The organism is Rhizobium sp. Nf11,1 (assembly GCF_050587665.1).
In the GTDB taxonomy this organism is placed as follows: Bacteria; Pseudomonadota; Alphaproteobacteria; order Rhizobiales; family Rhizobiaceae; genus Rhizobium.
On record NZ_JBOBHU010000004.1, the window covers coordinates 1 to 22,028 of the forward strand.

Annotated in this window: 17 protein-coding genes; 9 read left to right on the forward strand and 8 right to left on the reverse strand. The window is 60.3% G+C overall.

Annotated features, from left to right (window positions below; genetic code table 11):
• Positions 1-137 precede the first annotated feature (137 nt).
• The 7 genes from ACQ7C1_RS07855 (at position 138) to ACQ7C1_RS07885 (ending at position 7,598) form a co-directional block, all read left to right on the forward strand.
• Entirely contained in the window at positions 138-1,181 is a 1,044-nt protein-coding gene (locus ACQ7C1_RS07855; protein WP_430957882.1) for a LacI family DNA-binding transcriptional regulator, read from the forward strand.
• A 1-nt stretch (position 1,182) separates the two neighbouring features.
• Complete coding sequence (locus tag ACQ7C1_RS07860) at positions 1,183-2,205, forward strand: ABC transporter substrate-binding protein (protein WP_430957883.1); 1,023 nt, start codon at positions 1,183-1,185, stop codon at positions 2,203-2,205.
• 62 nt (positions 2,206-2,267) lie between these two features.
• On the forward strand, positions 2,268-3,095 hold the full coding sequence (locus ACQ7C1_RS07865) for an ABC transporter permease (RefSeq protein WP_183698947.1): 828 nt from the start codon (positions 2,268-2,270) through the stop codon (positions 3,093-3,095).
• A complete protein-coding gene (locus ACQ7C1_RS07870) occupies positions 3,092-3,871 on the forward strand; it encodes an ABC transporter permease (protein ID WP_430957884.1) in 780 nt (259 codons plus the stop codon). Before ACQ7C1_RS07865 ends, ACQ7C1_RS07870 begins: the two co-directional genes overlap by 4 nt.
• Positions 3,864-4,889 (forward strand): ABC transporter ATP-binding protein, encoded by a 1,026-nt coding sequence (locus ACQ7C1_RS07875; protein WP_430957885.1) that lies wholly within the window; start codon positions 3,864-3,866, stop codon positions 4,887-4,889. Before ACQ7C1_RS07870 ends, ACQ7C1_RS07875 begins: the two co-directional genes overlap by 8 nt.
• A 4-nt stretch (positions 4,890-4,893) precedes the next feature.
• On the forward strand, positions 4,894-5,814 hold the full coding sequence (locus tag ACQ7C1_RS07880; protein WP_430957886.1) for a nucleoside hydrolase: 921 nt from the start codon (positions 4,894-4,896) through the stop codon (positions 5,812-5,814).
• Positions 5,811-7,598, forward strand: a complete 1,788-nt coding sequence (locus ACQ7C1_RS07885; protein WP_430957887.1) for an adenine deaminase — start codon at positions 5,811-5,813, stop codon at positions 7,596-7,598. Before ACQ7C1_RS07880 ends, ACQ7C1_RS07885 begins: the two co-directional genes overlap by 4 nt.
• A gap of 110 nt (positions 7,599-7,708) precedes the next feature.
• On the opposite strand, the gene ACQ7C1_RS07890 is transcribed toward ACQ7C1_RS07885, so the two are convergent.
• Positions 7,709-9,685 (reverse strand): putative bifunctional diguanylate cyclase/phosphodiesterase, encoded by a 1,977-nt coding sequence (locus ACQ7C1_RS07890; protein ID WP_430957888.1) that lies wholly within the window; start codon positions 9,683-9,685, stop codon positions 7,709-7,711.
• A gap of 254 nt (positions 9,686-9,939) precedes the next feature.
• Here ACQ7C1_RS07890 and ACQ7C1_RS07895 point away from each other — a divergent pair, with 254 nt between their 5' ends.
• A complete protein-coding gene (locus ACQ7C1_RS07895) occupies positions 9,940-10,983 on the forward strand; it encodes a class I SAM-dependent methyltransferase (RefSeq protein ID WP_183698937.1) in 1,044 nt (347 codons plus the stop codon).
• Positions 10,984-11,376: 393 nt separating this feature from the next.
• Here the strand turns inward: ACQ7C1_RS07895 and ACQ7C1_RS07900 are convergent, their stop codons facing one another.
• From ACQ7C1_RS07900 to ACQ7C1_RS07925, 6 genes are all read right to left on the reverse strand, one after another.
• On the reverse strand, positions 11,377-12,870 hold the full coding sequence (locus ACQ7C1_RS07900; protein WP_430958084.1) for a hypothetical protein: 1,494 nt from the start codon (positions 12,868-12,870) through the stop codon (positions 11,377-11,379).
• Positions 12,871-12,956: 86 nt separating this feature from the next.
• A complete protein-coding gene (locus tag ACQ7C1_RS07905; RefSeq protein WP_430957889.1) occupies positions 12,957-14,591 on the reverse strand; it encodes a hypothetical protein in 1,635 nt (544 codons plus the stop codon).
• Positions 14,588-15,337 (reverse strand): SDR family oxidoreductase, encoded by a 750-nt coding sequence (locus ACQ7C1_RS07910; protein ID WP_430957890.1) that lies wholly within the window; start codon positions 15,335-15,337, stop codon positions 14,588-14,590. The genes ACQ7C1_RS07905 and ACQ7C1_RS07910 overlap by 4 nt, the downstream gene beginning before the upstream one ends.
• The gene (locus tag ACQ7C1_RS07915) at positions 15,334-16,656 is read right to left on the reverse strand and encodes an FAD-binding oxidoreductase (RefSeq protein WP_430957891.1); all 1,323 of its coding nucleotides are present in this window, start codon (positions 16,654-16,656) and stop codon (positions 15,334-15,336) included. The genes ACQ7C1_RS07910 and ACQ7C1_RS07915 overlap by 4 nt, the downstream gene beginning before the upstream one ends.
• A gap of 7 nt (positions 16,657-16,663) precedes the next feature.
• On the reverse strand, positions 16,664-17,095 hold the full coding sequence (locus tag ACQ7C1_RS07920; RefSeq protein WP_430957892.1) for a GtrA family protein: 432 nt from the start codon (positions 17,093-17,095) through the stop codon (positions 16,664-16,666).
• Positions 17,096-17,104: 9 nt separating this feature from the next.
• Complete coding sequence (locus ACQ7C1_RS07925; protein WP_430957893.1) at positions 17,105-18,646, reverse strand: UbiA family prenyltransferase; 1,542 nt, start codon at positions 18,644-18,646, stop codon at positions 17,105-17,107.
• A gap of 264 nt (positions 18,647-18,910) precedes the next feature.
• On the opposite strand from ACQ7C1_RS07925, the gene ACQ7C1_RS07930 reads away from it, so the two are divergent.
• Positions 18,911-20,683 carry an SLC13 family permease gene (locus ACQ7C1_RS07930; RefSeq protein ID WP_430958085.1) on the forward strand — a complete coding sequence of 591 codons (1,773 nt, stop codon included), beginning with the start codon at positions 18,911-18,913 and terminating at the stop codon, positions 20,681-20,683.
• A gap of 84 nt (positions 20,684-20,767) precedes the next feature.
• Here the strand turns inward: ACQ7C1_RS07930 and ACQ7C1_RS07935 are convergent, their stop codons facing one another.
• Positions 20,768-21,937: a M20 aminoacylase family protein gene (locus tag ACQ7C1_RS07935; protein WP_430957894.1), complete on the reverse strand. Its 1,170-nt coding sequence runs from the start codon at positions 21,935-21,937 to the stop codon at positions 20,768-20,770.
• Positions 21,938-22,028 lie beyond the last annotated feature (91 nt).

Genomic DNA, 22,028 nt, shown 5'->3' on the forward strand with positions numbered 1-22,028 from the left:
ACCCCGCGATCACCTCGCGGGGTTTTTTCATGCCCGACAATATCCCGGAATAATCGGGCACCAGACGAATTTGGATTGGACAAGCGGAGACGGCTGCTATAGCACTGATTAAACGATTAATCAGAATGCATCAGATCATGGCTGCATCGCGCTCCGGACCGAACCTCAGCAGGATAGCGACCTCGCTCGGCGTCTCTATTGCCACGGTCTCCAATGCGCTTTCCGGCAAAGGCCGGGTCTCCGGCCAACTGGTCGAACGGATCCGCGAACATGCCGCCGAACTGGGTTATGTCCCGAGCCAGGCCGGCCGCGCGCTCAGAACCGGCCGCAGCGGCGTTCTCGGCCTGGTGTTGCCGGACATCGCCAATCCTCTGTTCCCGAAGATCGCACAGGCGATCGAATTTGCCGCCTCCACCGCTGGTTACGGTGTTCTAATCGCCGACTCCCGCGGCGATGCTGCCACTCAGACCGAGGCGATCAATCGTCTCGTCGAACGCGGCGTCGACGGCATGGTCATTATTCCCCGCCGCGCCACCCGCATTTTGTCCGCCGCCTGCCCAGTCGCTCTCATCGATACCCCCTCGACGCCAGGCAACACCGTTTCAGCCGACCATTGGCAGGGCGGCCGCGAAATCGCGCTCCATCTCGCGGCCCTCGGCCACCAACGCATCCTCATCATCGGCAACAACCAGGAATCCAGCGTTCAGAACGATCGCGCCGATGGGATTCGCGCCGGAATGCACGCGGGCATGCATACCGAAACGCTGTGGATCGGGAAGGTAGAGCAGGATGGCGGCAGCGGCTGTCCGCTCGGCCTTGCCGAAAAGGTGCGGGAGGGTTTTACCGCTTTCGCGGCTCTCTCCGATCTGCAGGCATTACGCGCGCTGACCGAGCTGCAGCAAGCCGGCATCAGCGTTCCCGGCGATGTGAGCGTCACCGGCTTCGACGACCTCATCTGGTCGCCTGTTGTCACACCGTCGCTGACGACGGTCAGAATGGACATGGATAGAATTGCGGGGATTGCCGTGTCGGCGCTGGCCGATACCATCAGAAAAAGCCGCACCCGGGAAGGCGTTCTCGTGATCGCGGAAATCGAACGCGTGGCAATGCAGCTGATTGTCCGTCAATCATCCGGGCCTGCGAGCCCGGCACCAAGAACCTCAGAGATGGAGAACATGTAAGATGAAAAAAGCTCTCATGGCGTCGGCGGCACTCGCCGCACTTTGGCCGTTTGCCGCCTCCGCAGCTGAACGGACGCTGACCATTTCCGTCTATGCCTTCGCGCAGGACGACTTCAAGACCCTGGTCTATGATCCGTTCGAAGCCCAATGCGGCTGCAAGCTGGTGGTCGAGACCGGCAACAGCGTCGAGCGGCTGGCAAAAATGGAGGCGAACAAGGCCAACCCCGTGGTCGATCTCGCCGCCGTTTCGATGGCCGATGCGCTTGCCGCATCACGCACCGGACTGATCGACAAGATCGATATCGCGAAGCTTGCCAATTTCGCCAAGCTCTACGACGTCGCCAAGGACCCGAACGGCGACGGCATGAGCGTTGGCTACACTTTCTATGCCACGTCGATCGCTTATCGTTCCGACAAGATGAAGATCGAGTCCTGGGCCGACCTCCTGAAGCCGGAATATGTTGGCCATGTCGCCTTCCCGAACGTCACCACCAATCAGGGCCCGCCGGCGCTCTACATGCTGGGCCTGGCGCTCGGCAAGGATACGCCCGATCTGCAAGGCCCGATCGCAGCGCTGGGCGACAAGAAGGACGACATCGTCACCTTCTATGAAAAATCTTCGCAGCTCGTGCAACTGATGCAGCAGGAGGAAATCTGGGCAGCCCCCATCGGCCGTTTCTCCTGGGCCGGCTTCACCAAGCTCGACCTCCCCATTGCCTGGGCAACGCCGAAAGAGGGACAGACCGGCGGCATGAATGTTCTCGTGCTGACCAAAGGTTCGAAAAACCAGGATCTCGCCATGCAGTTCATGGATTTCTGGCTCTCGACCGAGACCCAAACCAAGCTCGCCGAAAAGCTGATCGACAGCCCAGCGAATAGCGAGGTCAAGCTTTCGGACGCTGCCGCTGGCAACCTCACCTATGGCGAGGAAACGGCCAAGAGCCTCAAACTGATCCCTTCTGCCATCGCCCTCGACAACCGCGCCGGCTGGCTGAAGACCTGGAACGAGAAGGTCGGCCAGTAGAGCCCGCATGAACCCGCCCCGGCCGCTCGCCGGGGCCATCTCCTCTCCTGGAAAGGCGCCTCATGTTCCAGAACCGCGCGGAAGCCCTGGCGCTTGCCCTGCCGGCAGCCGTCTTTGCGACGGTGGTATTCCTGCTGCCCGTCGCAATCCTGCTGTCGGAGGGTTTTCGCGCCGGCGATGCCTGGACGATATCGGCCTACACAGGCTTCTTTTCCGAGACGCTGAACCGGACCGTTTTCCTGCGCTCCTTCCGGCTCGCCCTCGAGGTCACCGCTGTCTCGGCCGTCATCGGCTACGCCGCAGCCTTTGCAATCGTCAACCTGCCGGCGAACGGCAAAGGCCGCATGATCGGCTTGGTCACCCTGCCGCTGATGATCTCGCCAGTGGCGCGCACCTATGCCTGGATCGTCATTCTCGGCCGCACCGGCATCGTCAACCAGGCGATCACGGGCCTCGGTTTCAGCGCCGAACCGCTGCGCCTGCTCTTCACCGAGACCGCCGTCTTCATCGGCCTCCTGCAGCTCTTCCTGCCGCTGATGATCCTGTCGTTGATCAGTGCGCTGGAAAACATGCCGAGGGATGCGATCCCGGCCGCCCGCGTGCTCGGCGCCAACTGGTTCCAGGTCTTTTGGAAGGTCGTCCTGCCGCTCACGCGCGAGGGCCTCGTCATCGGCGGCACGCTCGTCTTCACCGGCTCGCTCACCGCCTACATCACCCCCGCCATCCTCGGCGGTTCCAAGGTGCTGATGCTCGAAACACTGATGTATCAGCAGGTGTCGGTCGCCAATGATTTCGTCTCGGCAAGCGTCATCGCCTTCATTCTGATCGTCATGAGCTTTGCCGCCAACATCCTGCTGAAACGCCTTGCGACGGCGAGGAGACGCAGATGAGCATCCGTCTCCTTTCGCCTGTCGTCCTCTTCCTGCTGCTTATTTTCCTGATCGGCCCGTTTCTGATCATCATCGCCGCCTCGCTCTCGGCTGGTGACACGCTGGCTTTCCCGCCGCAGGGCCTCTCGCTACGCTGGGTGATGAAGGTCTTCACTATTGAAAACTTTCGCGACAGCTTCGCCATGTCGATGTTCCTTGCCGTTTTCGGAACACTGGCAGCCCTCATCCTCGGCATCCCCGCCGCCTATGCCCTGTCGCGTTACCCGCTGCCCGCAGCAGAGACCGTCCGCACCATCGTCTCGCTGCCGATCATCGTCCCCGGCATCATCGTCGGCCTGGCATTGCTGCGTTATCTCGTCGTGCCCTTCGGCTTCAACATCACGCTTGCGCTCTTCTTTGCCCATGCGGCCCTCGTACTGCCCTATGCCGTGCGCGTCGTGTCGGCGAGCCTCGATAATCTGCGCTCGGATATCGAGGAGGCGGCCGTCCTGCTCGGCTCCTCCAGGCTCGGTGCCTTTTTCCGCGTGGTCATGCCGAATATCCGCGGCGGCATCCTGGCCGCCTTCATCCTCGGCTTCGTCACCAGTTTCAATCAGGTGCCGGTCTCGCTCTTCCTTTCCGGCCCGGGTGTCCGAACCCTGCCGATCGATATGCTGGGCTATATGGAAACCACCTACGATCCTTCCATCGCGGCGCTCTCCGCCCTTCTCGCTTTCCTCTCGATCGGCATCGTCTTCCTCGCCGAACGCTTCCTGGGATTCTCGCGTTATGTTTGATGCCTATCTCCAACTCGACAAGCTGACGCTGCGCTATGGTGACACGGTCGCCGTGAGGGATCTCGACCTTGCGATCGCCAAGGGCGAGCTCGTCGCCCTTCTCGGCCCCTCCGGCTGTGGCAAAACGACAACGATGCGCGCCATTGCCGGCCTGCTGAAGCCCGCATCCGGTCGCATCGGCCTCGACGGCGCCGATATAACCGGCGTCTCCGCCAACAAGCGCGCCGTCGGCCTCGTCTTCCAGTCATACGCGCTGTTCCCGCATCTGACGGTCTACGAGAACGTCGCCTTCGGCCTGCGCCTCAAGGGCATTTCGGGCGCGGATCTCGATGCCCGCGTCGGCGCCGGCCTGAAATCCGTCGGCCTCACCACTTTCGCCGGCCGCAAGCCCGCCGAACTCTCCGGCGGCCAGCAGCAGCGTGTCGCACTGGCGCGATCCATGGTGATGGAGCCGAAGGTCCTGCTGCTCGACGAGCCGCTCTCCAATCTCGACGCCCGCCTTCGCCTCGAAATGCGCGCTGAATTGCAGCGCGTGCAGAAGGAGACCGGCGTCACCATGATCTTCGTCACTCACGACCAGGTCGAGGCCTTGGCGCTCGCCGACCGCATCGTCGTCATGCTGGACGGCGGCATCGAACAGATCGGCACGCCGGAGGAGATCTATAACAATCCCGCCTCCGCCTTCGTCGCCGATTTCGTGGGCTTCGAAAATGTCTTCGCTCTGAAAGACGGAAAGCTTGTGACGCCGCACGGCCCCGCAGCACTCTCCGATCCGCCGCCCCAAGCTGCGGCCGGCCTGGCTTGGCGCCCGCGTACGGTGACCCTCGGCTCCGGTCCGTTCCAAGGCAAAGTGCACGGCACGTCTTTCGCCGGCAACACACGCGAATACCTCCTCCATACGCCGCTTGGGCCTATCAAGGCTGAAATCGACGCGAGCCTGCCGCCGCACGAGATCGGCAGTGCGCTCGCCTTCGATCTGCCGGTCGCCGGCGCGGCCAACCTCAAGCGCTTCGGGTGACATCATGGGTGTGTGGATCTATACCGACATGGGCTTCGACGACATCGCCGCCATTCTGGTGGTGGCGCAGTCGAAATATCAGATCGACGGCGTCTCGCTGGTCTTCGGCAACACGCCGCTGCCGCAGGTGAGGATGAATGCAGCCGGCGCCGCCGGCGCCTTCGACTGGACGTTCCCCGTCCATACCGGGCGTGCTGCACCCGTTCTCGGCAAACTCGAAACCGCCCAGGCGATCCTCGGCGAAACCGGCATTCCGACATCCGGCAAGAGCCTACCGAAAGCCGCCGCCCTGGCCGAGAGCGACGCCTTCTCCGCGCTCTGCCGCTGGCTCGAGGGCAACGGACCACACCGCATCCTGGCTCTCGGTCCCCTGACCAATATCGCCGCCGTGGCGCTCGCACGCCCCGATCTTGCCGCATGTATCACCGAACTCGTCTGGATGGGCGGCGGCGTCACATCCGGCAACCATACGGCCTCCTCCGAGTTCAACGCGCTCGCCGATCCCGAGGCGCTGGCGATCGTTATCGCCCATGGCCTGCCGCTGCGCATGGTCGATCTCGACCTCTGCCGCAAAGTGCTGGCAAGGCCCGAGGATGTCGAGCCGGTACTCAGTGCCGGCGGCGCAAATGCCGAACCGATCGGCGACATGTTCGCCGGCTATATAAGCATCGGCACCAGCCGCGGCCGTCCCGGCATGGCGATTTACGATCCCTCCGCCGCCGTGGCCTTCGTCGCCCCCGATATCGTCAGCTTCCGCCCCGCGCGCATCGACGTCGAACTGCAGGGCGCCCTCACCCGTGGCCGCACCGTCGTCGAGACCCGCGCCACGCATGCGACCTTCAACGCCCAATTCGCCGCCGATATCGACGTTGAGAAGGCGCGTACCATCATTCTCGCCGCCCTGATCAATGAGGCCCGCAGATGAACGCCATTGCTCGTCAGGAACCTTTCGATCTCAACGATCCAGCCTTGCGCGCCCGCGCCGTTGCCGCCGCCCGCGGCGACGCCCCGTTCGATATGCTCATCACCGGCGGCCGCCTGCTCGATACGGTGACGGGCCTGATCCGGGAGGCTGATGTCGGCCTCGTCGGCGCGCTCATCGCCAGCGTCCATGCCCGGGCGAGCCGAATCGACGCGGTCGAAATCATCGATGCGACTGACGGCATCCTGACGCCGGGCCTGATCGATACGCACATGCACGTCGAAAGCTCGATGGTGACACCCGCCGAATATGCAAGCGCCGTGCTGCCGCGCGGTGTCACCACGGTCGTGTGGGATCCGCATGAATTCGGCAACGTCCACGGCCTCGACGGCGTGCGCTGGGCGATCGAGGCGGCACGTGCTCTGCCGCTGCGCATGATCCTGCTCGCCCCCTCCTGCGTGCCGTCTGCGCCGGGCCTGGAACTCGCCGGCGCCGATTTCGATGCCGCCGTCGTCACCGAGATGCTGCGTTCTCCTGCCGTCGGCGGCGTTGCCGAAGTCATGAACATGCGCGGCGTCATCAACGGCGATCCGCGCATGAGCGCCATCGTCAACTCAGGCCTTGCTTCCGGCAAGCTCGTCTGTGGCCATGCCCGCGGCCTCACCGGCGCGGACCTCAACGCCTTCATGGCAGCGGGCGTCACGTCGGACCACGAACTCACCTCCGGCGCCGATCTTAGCGCCAAACTTTCCGCCGGTCTGACGATCGAACTGCGTGGCTCTCACGATCATCTCTTGCAGGAATTCGTCGAGGTGCTGAACGGCCTCGGCCATCTGCCGCCAACCATTACGCTCTGCACCGACGACGTCTTTCCCGATGAACTCTACCAAAGCGGCGGCCTCGATGATGTCGCCCGTCGCCTGGTGCGCTATGGCATGAAACCGGAATGGGCACTGCGCGCCGCGACCTTCAACGCCGCTGAGCGGCTGAAGCGTTCCGATCTCGGCCTTGTCGCCTCCGGCCGCCGCGCCGACCTCGTTCTCTTCGAGGATCTCACGGAATTCCGAGCACGCCTCGTCATATCAGATGGCCGCGTCGTCGCCCGCAACGGCAGCATGGAGGCGACCGTTCAGCCGCTCGATACGGCGCCGCTGATCAAGTCCGTGAAGCTGCCGCTGCTGACCGACGACGATTTCCGCATCCCCGCGAAAGGCGAGCGCGTCCGCGTCGCCACCATCGACCGCCCACGCTTCACTCAATGGGGAGAGGCGGAAACGTATATCCGGGACGGCTTCGTCGTGCCACCTGTCGGCAGCGCCATGATCGCCGTCGCCCATCGCCACGGAAGGGCCGGTGGCACCCCGCGCAACGGTTTCCTCAGCGGCTGGGGCGAATGGCGGGGCGCCTTCTGCACCACCGTCTCGCATGATAGCCACAACCTCACCGTCTTCGGCGGCAATGCAGCCGACATGGCGCTCGCCGCCAACGCTGTCATAACAGCCGGGGGCGGCATGGCGGTCGCCAAGGACGGCCAAATCGAAGCGATCCTGCCGCTGCCGCTCTCCGGCCTCGTCACCGACGCCTCACTGAAGGACACCGCCTCAGCCTTTGCCGACATCCGTAAGGCCATGGGCAAGATCGTCGATTGGAAGCCACCTTACCGCGTCTTCAAGGCCTGCTTCGGCGCGACACTCGCCTGCAATGCCGGCCCGCATCAGACGGACCGGGGGGTTGCGGATGTGGTGACGGGGAAAGTGCTGGAAGGTCCGGTGCTGGAGATTTTCTAGGCAGGGACGCACGGATCAAAAGCGAGCGGGAGTGCTGTGCAATCCGCCTACGGGCGCCTGCCGCCGTGACCAACATAACTTATTGCCCATTCCGGAATGGACGTTTGGAATCAATGAGTCCTGACCAGGCCGAAAGGCAGCACATTATCAGATTCAAGCTGAGCTGCCGGCGCGGGCCGTCCAATGTAATATCCTTGGATCTGGTTGATTCCGTACTGCTGCATCAGCCGCTGATGTTCGATGGTCTCAACGCCTTCAATGAGTATCCTCACGCCGCGATTGCGCAGCAGGCTGATGATGTCAAGCAACATCCTCTTGCCTTTTTCCGTATTGCAATCATGGAGGAAGGATCGATCGATCTTGACGGTGTCGAATTCGATCAGGCGCAGCCACGAGAGCCCGGCGAAGCCTGTGCCGAAGTCGTCCAGCCAGACTTGAGCGCCCAACCTTCTCAGGTCGCTGATGCAACGAACCACGGTCTGGTCGATTTCCAGCTCAACGCCTTCGGTAATTTCGAAAGCAAGCCGAGCGCCCGTCACCCCGAATTCTGCGAGCGTCGCTGCGACATAGCTGGCGAAACCTGGCATTTTGAGCTCAATCGGCGAAACGTTGACGCTGGCAACTTGCACCAAGCCGGTCGCCAACAGGTCTCGGCAAACGGTGCGAATTGCCCACCGGCCGAGTTCAACGATCGAACCTGTCCTTTCCGCAACAGGAATAAACATAGCAGGTGACACCTGCGTCCCGTCCAACATCCTCAAACGCATCAAAGCTTCAACGCCGTCCGTCTTGCCTGTCTGAATGTTGCGGATCGGCTGATAGACGAGTGAGACAAGGCCGTGTTCAATCGCGATTTTCAAGGTCGCGGCTATATCCTCGCTGTCATCGCTCCTCTGCGGGTCTTCGGGATCGAAGACCACGAGGGTGTTGCGACCCGATGCCTTGGCGGCATAAAGCGCGCGATCAGCTTCATGGATGACCTTGTCGACCTGTTTGGTCTCATCCCGCGTATAGGACACGCCGATACTCACGGTGATGACCGTGGTCCCGTCTCGCCTATGCTCATGTGGCCAAGCCAACGCTCGGACGGCAGCACAAATCGCTTCTGCGAGTTCCGTCGCTCTTTCCGAATTCAGCGTTGGTGTGATGAGGATGAATTCCTCACCCCCGTATCGTCCGATGATGGAGTCCCAGGACGAGGCCACACTTTGGAGAAGCTGCGAGACAGCGACAAGGCATCGGTCGCCTTCTTGATGGCCATAGCAGTCGTTGTAATGTTTGAAATAATCGACATCGATGAGCAGCACGGCAAAGGGCGCCCTATGGTCCTGCCATCGTTGCCAATAATCACGCAGCCGTTGGTCGATCGCCCGGCGATTTTCCAGGCCGGTCAGCGAGTCGGTGTTGGAGAGGTGCAAAAGCGCCTTGCCCCTTTCCTCGGCGGCGGCCTGCTGCAAACTCGCTTCAAGAGCATTCAGGAAAACTTTATAGCGCTCTCTGTTGAGCTGAAGGTTCACGTAAGAGGTAAAAATGAAGCAGGATATGCAGAACGCACCCAGGATCAGCTTATGAAGAAGCAGCATCGGCGCGAATAAACAGAGGGCGCCGATGAAGATGAGCATGTTCGTTACGGAGGCCGCAAGAGCTAGCGGAAACCGGAAACTGAAGAACAAGTTGACGCTCATCATGAAGATCGAGCCAAAAACCATGTAATATGAGAAGGCGTCTCTGACCGTGGTCATCTGTGCCGTCAGAAGCCAGACTAAATAAGCCGCTAGCACGGACGTCGCCGCCGCCATATCGACCGTATCGGCCTTTGCTTTGCGGTAGAGCAAGAGCTCCAGCATGCATATCGCACCGACGCCAACCGCCAATCGGCCGGCGATCGTGTACCGGACGACATCGCCAATAAAAAGGTAGTCAGTGAAGGAGTATGCAAGGTAAGCAGCCACCGCTATCCAGAGGCCGTTGCGCGTAGCGGTCTTTCGGCCGCTCTCGCTCTTCTGCTTGTAAAGGCGACGCAACTGTCCTGACGATAGTGTCGGCCCTATGGTGGCGACTGCGGTCTCGGCTAACACGTGCATCATGCCCCTGCCACCCAAAATAATGCAGCATTGCCCTACGCAGACTGCCAGCTAACGCTGGATAGCCCCCCGCAGACTCCACATCAACCGATAACGCTCCACCGAGCTTCCGGCGGGCAGAGTATCTGTCGGGTTCACTAATATTTTCTAAAATTAAGACGTGCACTTCGACTGCGCTCCAACCTTGACGCTTGACCTTCATGAGAATGATGAAGATTTTACTCAATGTTTAAATCATTATCCCCAATGAGGTTTCCGTGGCTCAGCCCCTCTTTTCTCTTGATGGCCAAAGCTTGATTACACCGCAGTCAGTCAGCAAAAAGTTCCCCTCACCTCACCACCATAATGAAACGGACCTCCTGCGGACGGCAGAGGCCGAGTTTGCGATTCTCATCAACATTGCAATGCAGCGGTTCAGCGCCGGGAAAGACCTGCCTGGTGCAGTCAGGTGGTTGATCGGCCAGCTTCATGACGTCCGCCAAAAATTCGGTACTGCTGTATGGCAAAAGCTCATTCCATTCATTCAGGCCCATCCCTCGGCAAAGATTCTGCAGCAGTGCCCGTTCACTCGTTGGTCCTTTGAAAAACCTCGCGGCTATTCCGGTGACGCCAGTCTTATAGACTTTATTTATGGGCATCCGGCGGTCGCCGAAGAAGTTGCCAGATCCACGCTTCTCGGCCTGGATATCTTTGAATACACGATCAATGCGCCCGGCCCGGTAGCGGTCAGGGAACGTCGCGACATTCTGACCCGCTACGTTGATGACACCGCTGCGCGAAGGGGATCGGACACCGAGGTTCTGGCAATCGCCGCGGGTCACCTTCGCGAAGCGGAGGCATCAAAGGCGCTTGCAGAAGGCCGCCTTAAGCGCTGGGTTGCTCTTGATCAGGATCCGCAAAGTATTGGTTCGATCGCGAGCCAATTCCATGGGACTTCTGTCGAGCCTATCGACGGATCGGTGCGCGGTTTGCTCGCGCGCAAACATCAGCTTGGCACCTTCGATCTGATCTACGCAGCAGGGCTGTACGATTACCTTGCCGATAAAGTAGCAATCCGGCTCACGCAGATTTGCATGGAAATGCTGAAACCGGGCGGCGTCTTTCTATTTGCCAACTTCTCCGATGAGATGGCGGATGACGGATACATGGAATCCTACATGAACTGGGAGCTCCTCCAGCGTTCCGAGGCCGACATGTGGCGTATTGCCAATAGTAGTGCGGCGGAAAACACGGTTGAGAAGACAGTCTGGTTCGGTGCCAACCGTAACATCATTTACAGCACCATCAGGAAGCTGTCGTAAGTCGGGACGGCCGCCCGGCCGCGCTGCTGCAGACCGGCCGGGACATCCGCATCAAGGGAGAGTTAGCAAGCGTCAAAGACAGACGGAGCAATCGGATTGCGATGACGCAGCAGGGCCACTCCGCGACATGCTGATGACGAGGCCGCGGCGAGCACACAGAACTGGAGCATACGGCGCCAAAATCCACTAATTTCGGCATTCCTGTTCCTGGCGGTCGTCGCAGTGAGTGGCTTCGTGCTGTTGGCATCCCGCTGGCTTCGCCGCTCGGATGAATCCACTACACACTTTTCCTGCTACCCGTTTGGCAGCGCAGGGTCGATTTGCGCCTGCGCGCTCGTACTGATGCTCATCGGCCTTGATCGCCGCGGAGGTGAAAAAGCAGGCTGCGCCGGCTCAGGAAGCCTTTCTGTGGTAAATGCGCCAATCGGCCGTCTCCCGCACCAGCGCATAGTGGCGGGCGATATAGTGGGCATAAAGATCGCGCAGCCCGTTGCCCGTCCAGATCTCGATCGGCCATTTCGGATCGAGGATAAGATCGACGTCGGCGAACATCTCTTCCGCGGCCGGATGATCATACGGCCCAAGAGTTCGCCCCCAATGATACCAGACGCTGTCGCCCGCGGGCGGCGTCAGCCCCAGGCCGGCGGAGAAGGGATTGACGAAATCGAGAACCGCGACGCGCTCGTCACCAGACATGAGTTGCGACAGGATGGCCGAAGCGTCCACCAGTGTGCTGTTGTATTCCTCGAAATATTCGTATTGGCCGGCGCTCCACATCTCAACGAGCTTGATCTCGGAAAACGCCGGCAGCGGGATCGCTTTGCCTCGGCCGCCGGCAGCGTAATAGGCGTGAATTGCGAGTGATGCAGCGTTGCCGACGGCGGCGGGCAATAACAGGAATCCCACGAGTAGCGGCAGCGCGAACCGCGCTTTCCCGTATCGGGAGAGCAGCTTGGCGCGAAAGAGGCTTTCCGTGATGATGGCGGCGCTTGCACCCAGAGTCAGAATACCGACGGTCTGGAAATTCTGCCCAATCAAGAGGATTCCGGTCGTGCCGCAGAAGGCAACGAAGAGCAGATGCCGATAGCTCGGCGTCAGGTTGAGAACGATGAGCACGACTGTCAGATAGACAAGAAGGTCGGCGAGATTGTTCCGTACCAAATGACCGAGTGCGGTCAACGTCAGAACGCCGCCGCTGTTCTTTGCTGAAAGGCCAAGGTCGGCAAGGTAGTTGAACCCGCCGCGCCAGACGATTTCAATCGCGATGACGCTGAAGGCGATCATCCCCAGCGCCAACCTCACCCAACCGATCTGGCGACGATCGAAAAGCATGAACAATAGGAAGCCAAGCCCTACGACCCCATAGGTGATTTTGGTGTAGAGCATCAGCAACACAAGGAAACTGGCGCATGCCGCATCGACTGCTTTGCTACTCCCGGCGGCCGGCAATCGAGGCAGATACATCACCAACAAAAAGCCGAGCGACGCCCATCCAATCCGGTTGTAGAACATCGCAAAAGTTAGCTCCCCTATCCGCTCGCCCGGATTCGCGGGAGCCGCAACTATCAGGAGCAGGAAGAGCGCAAGCGGAAGTCCGAACGCCTTATGCATCCGGCCGCTCACGATTTCCGCGGCAATGGCAGTAAGCAGGAGGACCACTATCGCCATTCCAGCCGGCATCGCGCCGCCCAGATTGCCCGACAAGCCATAGCCGGCAGCGGGAATATAAAATGTCAGCGGCCCGAGCGACGAATGGAAATCCACATTCGGCACTTGGCCACGCACGATGCGATGAGCACCATCCAGGAAAACGAAGAGGTCGTTGACGTACTTGGTCGTCGCCGTTCGGCCAGGCAAAGCGAGAAGGGCGGCGAGAACGAAACCCATGCCGACGATGACAACCCACGACCGGCTCAACCGTGACGCCAGGGGCGATGCGGCGTCTGCCGTTTCCACCGACCTTTCCGTCTCAGTCACTGCACCTCGCTTTGCGTCTTCGCCTGGCGCCACTGGTAGATCGTCCACTCGGATGTTTTCTGAACGACCTCGAACCGAGCCGAAAGAAACGGGCCGTACAGCGCCTGCAGCGGCAGGCTGTTGATTCCTGTTTTTGGCACCATGACGAACTTTACATCCGCAAAGAGCACTTCCGGTGGGATGTAGGCTTTCTCGTTGATATTGCGGTTCCAGTGAAACCATGCGGAGTCACCGGTAGGCGGACGAATGCCGAGCCCCGCTGAAAAAGGATTGGCGAAATCAAGCACGAAAACGCGCTCCGGCGGTACCGGCAATGCCTGCAGCAGACTTCCCCCGGTGATGATGTCGTCGAGATAACGCCTTATGAAGTCAGGCTCGCCGCCGGGCGGATCGATCTCCCGAACATCGTCGAAACGCGGCAGCCCGAGAGATTGCCCTGCTTTCTCAGCCGCAAGCGATGTATGCAGAATGAGAGCTGCGGCGTGGTGTACGATCGGCGGCAACAGGAACAAGGTCGCAAGCAGCGGCAGAGCCGTGGCAGGAAGAGCCAAACCTCCCGCCCTTCTCCCTTCATCACCTTGCTGAAGCCACGCGGCTTTCTGCGCCAGAACGACTGCACCGCAGTAGAGCGTGATGATGCCCCAGCTGTGGGCGTTCTGGTTGATGATCGCCAAGCCGGCGCCTACGCAGAACCCGGAGAAGAGAAAATCTCGGAAGCTGCGGGTTTGCCAGATGGCGATCAAAGCGAAGGTCGCAAATACGACGAGGTCGGAAAGGTTCTCACGTAGGTTCTTCAGGATGCTGCCGAGATCATGGCCGCCGCTGACACGCGCCGCCGCCCGCAGATCCTCAATGTGCTGAGCGGTTCCGCCCCAGAAGAACTCGATGGCGATCATGGCCAACCCCGTCAGCAGCAGGGCGGTCACGACCCAGCGGCGCTGCTGCCGATCCAATAGGATGATCACGAGAAAGGCGGTTCCAGCAAGCCCGTAGGTCGCCTTGGTGTAGAATGAGACGAGCAGAAGAAAGACGGCGGCAAGGGCATCGGCGGCATCGCTTCGCCCGCGCGCGGGCTGCGGCGTCCGATACATCACCAGCAGCAGGCCAAGCGCGACCCAACCGATGCGGTTGTAAAACATCGCGAAGGAAGGATACCAGATGGAACTGCCGAGATTAATCGGCGCCGCGAGGATGAGAATGAGGAATATGCCGAGCGCGGCCGCCAATGACGGGCTGAGGCGGGACACGAGAATGCGGATCATCGCCGGGATGAAGGCGACGACAACAATAGCCATTCCGACCGGTATGGCAGCGCCGAAATTCCCCGTCAGTTGATATCCAGCCGCCGGAAGATAAAAGACGAGTGGCCCGAGCGCCGTGTGGAAATCGCGATTCGGCACCTGACCGAACGTGATGCGGTGCGCACCGTCGATAAAGACCAGCACGTCATTGATAAAGGCGGCGTTGATGGTCCTCCCGGGCAGGGCAAGCATGGCTGCGCAGGCCAATGCTGTTAGAATGATTGCGCCTTCGGCCGACAGCAACCGCCGTATCCTCGCCGCCGGTCGCTTGCTGGCACCTGCGCTCGTTCCGATGGCCGCGTAAGCGGCGTGATTGCCTGGTTCCGTCACAGCCGCAACCTCTTGAAGATCGGTTCCGGGATTAACCGGATCGCCGTCATGAGCGGCCGCCATATGCGTCTGACATAGACGACGTCCCCGCCTCTGCCTCCCTCCGCGACAGTAAAGATCTTCTGCGCGACCTCCCGAGGTTCGGCTGTGAGAAGCGGCGGCAGCTTCATGCCATGCGTCATGCGTGTCCGAACGAAACCCGGCTTCACGGTGAGCACGCGCACGCCGGACCCGGACAGCCGGTTTCTCAGGCCGGACAAGTAGGCGGTCAACCCGGCTTTTGCGGCGCCATAGACATAGTTGGACGCGCGTCCGCGATCTCCGGCGACGGAGCTTATGCCGACGATGGTACCTGATCCCCTTGCCGCAAAACGTTCTGCCAGAAGGCCAAGAAGCAAAGCTGGTCCTTCGAAGTTCGTCCGCATGATCATGGCGGCGTGCTCGAGCTGCCGTTCAGCGCGAGACTGCTCGCCCAGTTCGCCGACAACGCAGACCACCGTGTCGGGCAGAGGCGAAACGACGCCCACAAAATCTTCGAAGTGGCTCGTGGCGAGGATATCAAGTTCGTGAACCAGGACATTAGCGCCGGTCCGCGCGCTGATGTCGTCGGCTTCGCGCTGTACGGCGGAGAGCTTTCGTCCGGTGAGAAGCACATTCCATCCGGCCTCCGCATAGATCAGCGCCGTCGCGCGACCGATATCCGACGTCCCGCCTATCAGGAGCAATGTCTTGCAGATCCCCGTCATATGCCGAGCCTCTTTGCCAAGCGGGAATTAAAGTGACGATCGGCGCCCGTTATTTTGCGTAGCTCTTTGAACGCAGCCAACCGAGGGTAACCGGCCTCGAATGTGTGACGTGACTGTCGTGCATCCTTGGCGAGATAGAGCCGCCCCCCTGCCTTGACAACCAGCTCGTCGATCTCGTCGAGCAGCCGGAACACTTCCTGCGTGACGGGAAGGTCGAGTGCGAGCGTGTAGCCCGGGGCAGGAAAGGACAGCAGCCCGCTCCCGCGCCCCAGCTTCTTCAGAACGGCAAGAAAGGAGCCTTTTCCCGAGCGCGCAAAGCGCTCGAGAATGCCACTCAGGACTGCGAGCGCATCCTCGGCAGGAACCACGCACTGATGCTGCAGAAAGCCCCTCCTGCCATACAGCCGGTTCCATTCAAGGATACCGTCCAGTGGAAAGAAGTATTTATCCCAGTGGACCAGCGACGTCTTGGCTGCCTTTCGCGCTCCCGCCCTGAAATAAAGCTCGTTGAAGGCTGCTACGCTTGTTTTGTTGAGCACCCATTGCGGCAGATCGAATGGCAGTGAAAACCTCCCCTCGTTTTTCGCTGCAAAACGATCGGCCTCCGGCATGCCGCCGACCTCGTCCAGCGACGCGTGTTCGCCGGCGAAAATCAGCGAGCGTCCAAGGGAAGCGCCTTGCAAAAAGCAATCGATCCAGGCGACCGAATAAGTTGCATCCTCGGTCTGCTGCAGCGCCTTCAACGCCTCGCCAAGGTTTTTCGTGACGATCGTCTTTTGCACGATCCAGCCGGATTCGATCGGTCTCAAGCGGAAGGTCGCTTCCGCGATAATCCCGGTCATGCCCATGCCACCGACCGTCGCGAAGAAAAGCTCAGGGTTGCGCGTGCGGCTACAGGTGAGGATCTCTCCGCCGGCGACCACCAGCTTGAGCTCGCTGACATGGTCACCGAACCCGCCGTCGCGATGATGGTTCTTGCCGTGCACGTCAGAGGCGATCATCCCGCCGACCGTGACAAATTTGGTGCCCGGTACCACAGGCGGAAAATAGCCTCTCGGGACAAACGAGCGCAGAATGTCCGAGAGCATTACGCCCCCTTCCACGGTCAGCGTCGCATTGGTGGGATCGAAGCTCCGAATCCGGCTCAGCCCACGGCACATTAAGGTGGAGTGTTCGCCGATCGCCGCGTCACCATACGAGCGCCCATTTCCGCGCCCGATCAGTCCCACGCAAGCCGCCACGGTGCCTGCAAGCGCCTCCGGCAGCCGGCAGTCGATGGCCTCGCTCTCATGGTGCGGATAGCGTCCCCAGCCCTCCATGAGTTTGTCACGCCTCCTCTGGTTTGAATACGAATTTCCGGTCCAATGCGTATTTGGAGATGTAGCCGATCGCCAAGCCGAGCGCTCCGCCGGTGTATTTTGCGAGGTCCGTCTTCCAGACCGTCCAAAAAGCAATTTCAAACCCCCAGAATATGAGCGTCGTCAGGACACTGAACAGGCCGTAAAGCGCCACCTTGAGCATCTCGTCGCCGTATGACGTGTAGCCGTCGAAGAAGATCCATCTTTTGTCGAGGACGTATTTCAAGCCGAAGCCGGCAGCAGTCCCTGCGAGCATAGATGGCATGAGGCTCGGCGACGGCGCCAGCTGCATGACACTAGCCTGGACCGCGAAATTGGCGGCCGTGGAGAGCATGGCAAAGGCGAGGTAGCGGGTTGCGAGGCTGGCAGAAGTGCTTCGCTCTGAAGACTGGCGACCCATGCGACCACCTCACATCGCGGCAATGACAAGTGCGCCGGCAACGCCGAGCGTGGCAAGGCTGACCTTGTCCTTCATCGCGAAGACGACTGGATCGTCATGCATCTGCCCCCGATGAGCGAGCATGAGGATGCGGGCAATCCAGCAGGCAAGAATCGGCCCGGCCAACCACAGCATAGCTGGCCTAGTGTAGATGTCTTGGGCACTGTCGCTTGCGGCATAGAGGGCAAATAACGTCAGCGCGTTCATTCCTGCTCCAGCTGCCAGGGCACCCACCATACCGATATCCGCCTTCCTGTAATCGCGGTTTCTGGAGTCCGGCAGGTGCGCGGCGCGTCGCGAAATGAGCTCGGTGTATCGCTTCACCAAAGCGAGCGAGAGAAACCAGCTCATCATGAAGGCAAGCAGCCAGGGAGATGGCCACACCGAGACGGCGGCAGCGCCGCCGATCACCCTTGTGGTGTAAAGGGAGGCGAGAGCCACCACGTCCAGGATCATCTTCCGCTTGAGGAAGAAAGAATAGGCGGTGGTCAAGGCGAAATATCCCGCCAGCACGAGCACAAAGACGGATGAAACCATGGCGGCGACCGTTAGCGCCAGCAAAAGCAGGATCGGGATTGCCAGAACGGCGCGCGACAGTGGTATCTCGCCACAGGCAAGGGGTCTGCGGCATTTGGTTTTATGGCGGCGGTCGTCCTGCAGATCGACCAAGTCGTTCAGAAGATAAACGCCCGAGGCACAGAGCGAAAAAGCCACCAAAGCCAAGCAGGCATTCGCAAGGCTATGGAGCTCAAAGAGTTGATTTGTCAGCAGCGGGACAAATACCAACGCGTTCTTGACGTATTGATGCACTCGCAACGAACGCGCCCAAATCCGCCATGTCGTTTTGTCGTGGCTCAGATGCTCGACGTTCTCGCATTGGCACGAAAGCGCTCGCGCAACTGCCGCCGATGTCCTTATGGCATAAGACTTTGCGGCGTGGCGCCAGACTGCCAAGTCAGCCGAGTCGTTGCCGATATAGTCGAAGCCACCCTCCCCGAAGGCGGCGACGAGTTTTGCCGCCTTTAGCTCCGCGACACAATTCATCGTCTCGCTTGTTGCAAACCAGCCGGTGAAGAGGCCGAGGTGGTCTGCAACCGCACAAACCAGGCGCTCGTGGGTTGCAGAAGCGAGATAAACCGAACGCCCCTGCTCCCGTGCGGCCTTGATGACCTTCAGCACTTCCGCGTCGTAAGGAAGGATGGATGGATCGAAATCCGCTGGCTGAGACAGGCGGTGCTTCAGACATGCCTTTCCGGCGGAAAGCGACCTGATGAAATCGACGATCGAATGGGGCCGACGGCTAAGCTCCGAGAAGGCCGCCTCAATTAGCAGGTCCGATCGCACCAGGGTGCCGTCAAGATCAACCACTAATGGGCGGGGCCACAGCGGTCTTTGCAGGTCCGGTGGACTGTGCACCGACAATGCCGCGGGCTCAGGTTGAGGCCACTGGTCCTCCTCGGCTCTCGGCGGAAAATCTCTTCGTAGCTGGAATTCGTGATGCAGCTCGTTCAAAGGATTTCCCTTATGCTTCGAAACCATGAAAGTTCGCCGAACCACGGCTAGGCAGTTTAGTTCCATCACCAAAATGGGTGAGGTGCCGGCTGGGAGAACCTTATCGGCGGTTGAGTTTTTTCTCGTAAAACCGAGAGTATCTCCGCAAATGCAGAGGTTCGAGCCCCGGAGTTGGTGCCGAGGAACTTGCACAACGTTACAGCGTTTCTGAATATCATTTTCAGCTCGGCTGTCCGCAACATCCCAGCCTCTTCCCAGGGCCGCATGACAACACAACAGATAATCGCCTTTTCTGTCATCGGGCTCATGATGGCAGTCTTTATATGGGATCGCTTCCGCTATGATGTTGTCGCGTGTTGTGCGCTTGTATTGGCAGTCGCAACCGGCATTGTGCCGCCGGGAAAAGCGTTTTCCGGATTTTCGGATGACATCGTCATTATCGTTGGCAGCGCACTGGTCGTCAGCGCAGGCGTAGCGCGGTCAGGCATTGTGGATTCGGCAATCAAGAGATTTTTCCCGAATCTGGACACGTTTTACACGCAGCTCGCGCTCTTGATGATTGCGGTGGCGATGCTTTCTGCTTTCATTAAAAATATCGGCGCGCTTGCGATCATGATGCCGGTCGCCTTCAAGTTCGCGAAAAAATCCGGCGCCTCTCCCTCAAAATACCTGATGCCGATGTCGTTTGCCGCTTTACTTGGCGGATTGATGACGCAGATTGGCACCTCGCCCAACATCGTCGTTTCACGGTTGCGGGAGGAGATGACGGGGACCTCCTTCACCATGTTTGACTTCACGCCGATAGGTGGTGTTCTCACGATTGTTGGCATCACCTTCCTCTTGTTCTTCCACTGGCTGGTGCCAAGCCGCACCAAGCAGAACAGCTCGATTGAAGATGCAATCGAAATCAAGAATTACACCAGCGAAGTCGCGATCACAGACCAGTCAACTCTGGTTGAGCAGGCATTGAGCGATCTCCTGAAGCTCGGTGATGGTGAGGTCATAGCCACGGCTGTGCTGCGGGGTGGTACCCGAATGGCTGCATTCCCTGATCTCACGCTTCGCACCGAGGATATTATCATGCTGGAAGGTCCATCGGCAGCGATGGACCGCATTGTGTCCCAGGGGAAATTGAAGCTTTCCGGCAAGCCTCTGGCAGAAGGCGGCCATCCGGAAGCAGACATCATTTCGCTTGAGGCAATCGTTAGTCAGGAATCATCCCTCGCTGGCCTTTCGGCCAAAGAATTGGCGCTTTCCTACACGCGCGGGGTCAACCTTTTGGCGATTAGCCGGCGCGGTGAGCGCCTCAAGGAACGTCTTGGAAACTTGACCATCAGCACCGGTGATGTGCTCCTTCTGCAAGGCAACCGGAAAAGCCTGACTGCCCTTCTGCAGGATTTCGGCCTGCTGCCACTCGCACAGCGCGAGGTGCTGCTCGGCACCCGCCGCCGCGCCTTCATTCCGCTTCTTATCCTGGCGCTCGCGATGGCAACGACCGCCGTCGGCCTCGCGCCGGTTCCGGTGGCCTTCTTCGCAGCCGCCCTGAGCATGGTCGTTTTTCGAGCTGTTCCACTTGCCGATGTCTATAAATCGGTTGATGGACCGATCCTCGTGATGCTCGCGGCCCTTATTCCCGTCTCCGACTCCTTGCGCACCTCCGGCGGCAGCGATTTGATTGCCGGCTGGCTGAGTGGGGCGGCGATGAATCTGCCGGCATGGGGTGCGCTCGGCCTGATCTTGGTGACCGCCATGGCCGTTACCCCCTTCCTCAACAACGCTGCAACGGTCCTTGTCATGGCACCGATCGCCGCCGGCTTTGCAACGGGTCTAGGCTTCAAACCGGAAGCCTTCCTGATGGCGGTGGCTATTGGCGCGGGTTGCGACTTCCTCACGCCCGTCGGCCATCAGTGCAACACGCTCGTCTTCGGTCCCGGCGGTTACAAGTTTTCCGATTATCCGCGTCTCGGCTTGCCGCTGTCGGCTTTGATTATTCTCGTCAGCGTGCCGGCACTGCTATTTGTCTGGCCCGTCAACTAGTGTGGAACGACGTCTCACTTCCGAAAGGTCGTGCGTGACTGCCACAGCGCCGCAAAACAGCGAAAACCGAGCAATGGACATCGCTTAAACCTTCAACTCCCCCTCCACCAACGCCACCCAGTAAGCCGCCCCGTATCCAAGCGCCTCATCGTTGAAATCATAAGCCGTGTTGTGGTGCAGCGCGCCGTCAACCGCCGGTCCATTGCCCATCCAGACATAACAGCCCGGCGCATTCTCAGCGAAGAAGGCAAAGTCATCTCCGGCCGTCGACGGCGGAAAACTCCTCTGCACTTTTTCACCAAAGACGATGCCGGCGGCGGCAAGCGCCCGTGATGTCGCATCGGCATTATTGATGACAGGTGGTATCCGCCGCTCAAAACGATAGTCGGCTGATACGCCGTACATCGCAGCCGTCCCACTTGCCAACCGACCGATCTCGGTCTCCAGCTGGTCGCGCACCGCAGGCGAAAAGGCCCGTGCTGTTCCGCCGATCTCCACAATATCGGGAATGACGTTCAACGCCTTGGCATCGCCCGCCTGCAGAAAGCAGGCGCTGACGACCGCGGGCTGCAGCGGGTCGACAACACGGCCGACGATCGTCTGCAGCGATGACAGGAAAGTACCGGCTGCTGTGATCGGATCGCGGCCGAGATGCGGCTTGGCGCCGTGCGTGCCGACGCCGCGAAAGGTGATGCGCCAGCTGTCGGAGGAGGCGAGCTGCGGTCCCTCGACCACGGCGATCTCGTCGACGGCAAGCCCCGGCATATTGTGCAGGCCATAGACGGCATCGCAGGGAAAAAGCCGGAAGAGCCCTTCCTCGACCATGCGCTTTGCCCCGCCGCGGCCCTCTTCGGCCGGCTGGAAGATGAAATGCACAGTGCCGGAAAAATTCCGCGTCGCCGCCAGATGCCGCGCGGCGCCGATCAACATTGCCGTATGGCCATCATGGCCGCAGGCATGCATCTTTCCAGGCGCTGTCGATTTATAGGGCCGCTCCGCCATTTCAGGCATGGCGAGCGCATCCATATCGGCTCTCAGCCCGATCCTGCGCGTGCCATTGCCGACCTGCAGCGTGCCGACGATGCCGGTGCCGGCGAGCCCGCGATGCACGGTGATGCCGGCCTCCTCAAGAAGCTTGGCGGCGATACCGGCGGTGCGCTCCTCCTCGAAACCGAGTTCCGGATGGGCGTGCAGATCGCGGCGCAAGGCGGTGAGGAACGGCAGATCGTCCTTGATCCGGGCAGGAATACTCATGGGCCGGATATCCCTCCATGTGAAACGGGCGCCCGAACGGCGCCCGCGTCAGATCATTCGTTTTTCATCAAACAGCTGGCGAGTTCAACCC

Excerpts from the sequence above, each read along its gene's own strand:
- ACQ7C1_RS07900 (WP_430958084.1), bottom strand. The coding sequence starts at position 12,870 with ATGGGTTTCGTTCTCGCCGCCCTTCTCGCTTTGCCTGGCCGAACGGCG.
- ACQ7C1_RS07920 (WP_430957892.1), bottom strand. The coding sequence starts at position 17,095 with ATGGGTCGCCAGTCTTCAGAGCGAAGCACTTCTGCCAGCCTCGCAACC.
- ACQ7C1_RS07885 (WP_430957887.1), top strand. The coding sequence starts at position 5,811 with ATGAACGCCATTGCTCGTCAGGAACCTTTCGATCTCAACGATCCAGCC.
- ACQ7C1_RS07915 (WP_430957891.1), bottom strand. The coding sequence starts at position 16,656 with ATGGAGGGCTGGGGACGCTATCCGCACCATGAGAGCGAGGCCATCGAC.
- ACQ7C1_RS07860 (WP_430957883.1), top strand. The coding sequence starts at position 1,183 with ATGAAAAAAGCTCTCATGGCGTCGGCGGCACTCGCCGCACTTTGGCCG.
- ACQ7C1_RS07870 (WP_430957884.1), top strand. The coding sequence starts at position 3,092 with ATGAGCATCCGTCTCCTTTCGCCTGTCGTCCTCTTCCTGCTGCTTATT.
- ACQ7C1_RS07855 (WP_430957882.1), top strand. The coding sequence starts at position 138 with ATGGCTGCATCGCGCTCCGGACCGAACCTCAGCAGGATAGCGACCTCG.
- ACQ7C1_RS07865 (WP_183698947.1), top strand. The coding sequence starts at position 2,268 with ATGTTCCAGAACCGCGCGGAAGCCCTGGCGCTTGCCCTGCCGGCAGCC.
- ACQ7C1_RS07910 (WP_430957890.1), bottom strand. The coding sequence starts at position 15,337 with ATGACGGGGATCTGCAAGACATTGCTCCTGATAGGCGGGACGTCGGAT.
- ACQ7C1_RS07880 (WP_430957886.1), top strand. The coding sequence starts at position 4,894 with ATGGGTGTGTGGATCTATACCGACATGGGCTTCGACGACATCGCCGCC.
- ACQ7C1_RS07890 (WP_430957888.1), bottom strand. The coding sequence starts at position 9,685 with ATGATGCACGTGTTAGCCGAGACCGCAGTCGCCACCATAGGGCCGACA.
- ACQ7C1_RS07875 (WP_430957885.1), top strand. The coding sequence starts at position 3,864 with ATGTTTGATGCCTATCTCCAACTCGACAAGCTGACGCTGCGCTATGGT.
- ACQ7C1_RS07930 (WP_430958085.1), top strand. The coding sequence starts at position 18,911 with ATGACAACACAACAGATAATCGCCTTTTCTGTCATCGGGCTCATGATG.
- ACQ7C1_RS07935 (WP_430957894.1), bottom strand. The coding sequence starts at position 21,937 with ATGAGTATTCCTGCCCGGATCAAGGACGATCTGCCGTTCCTCACCGCC.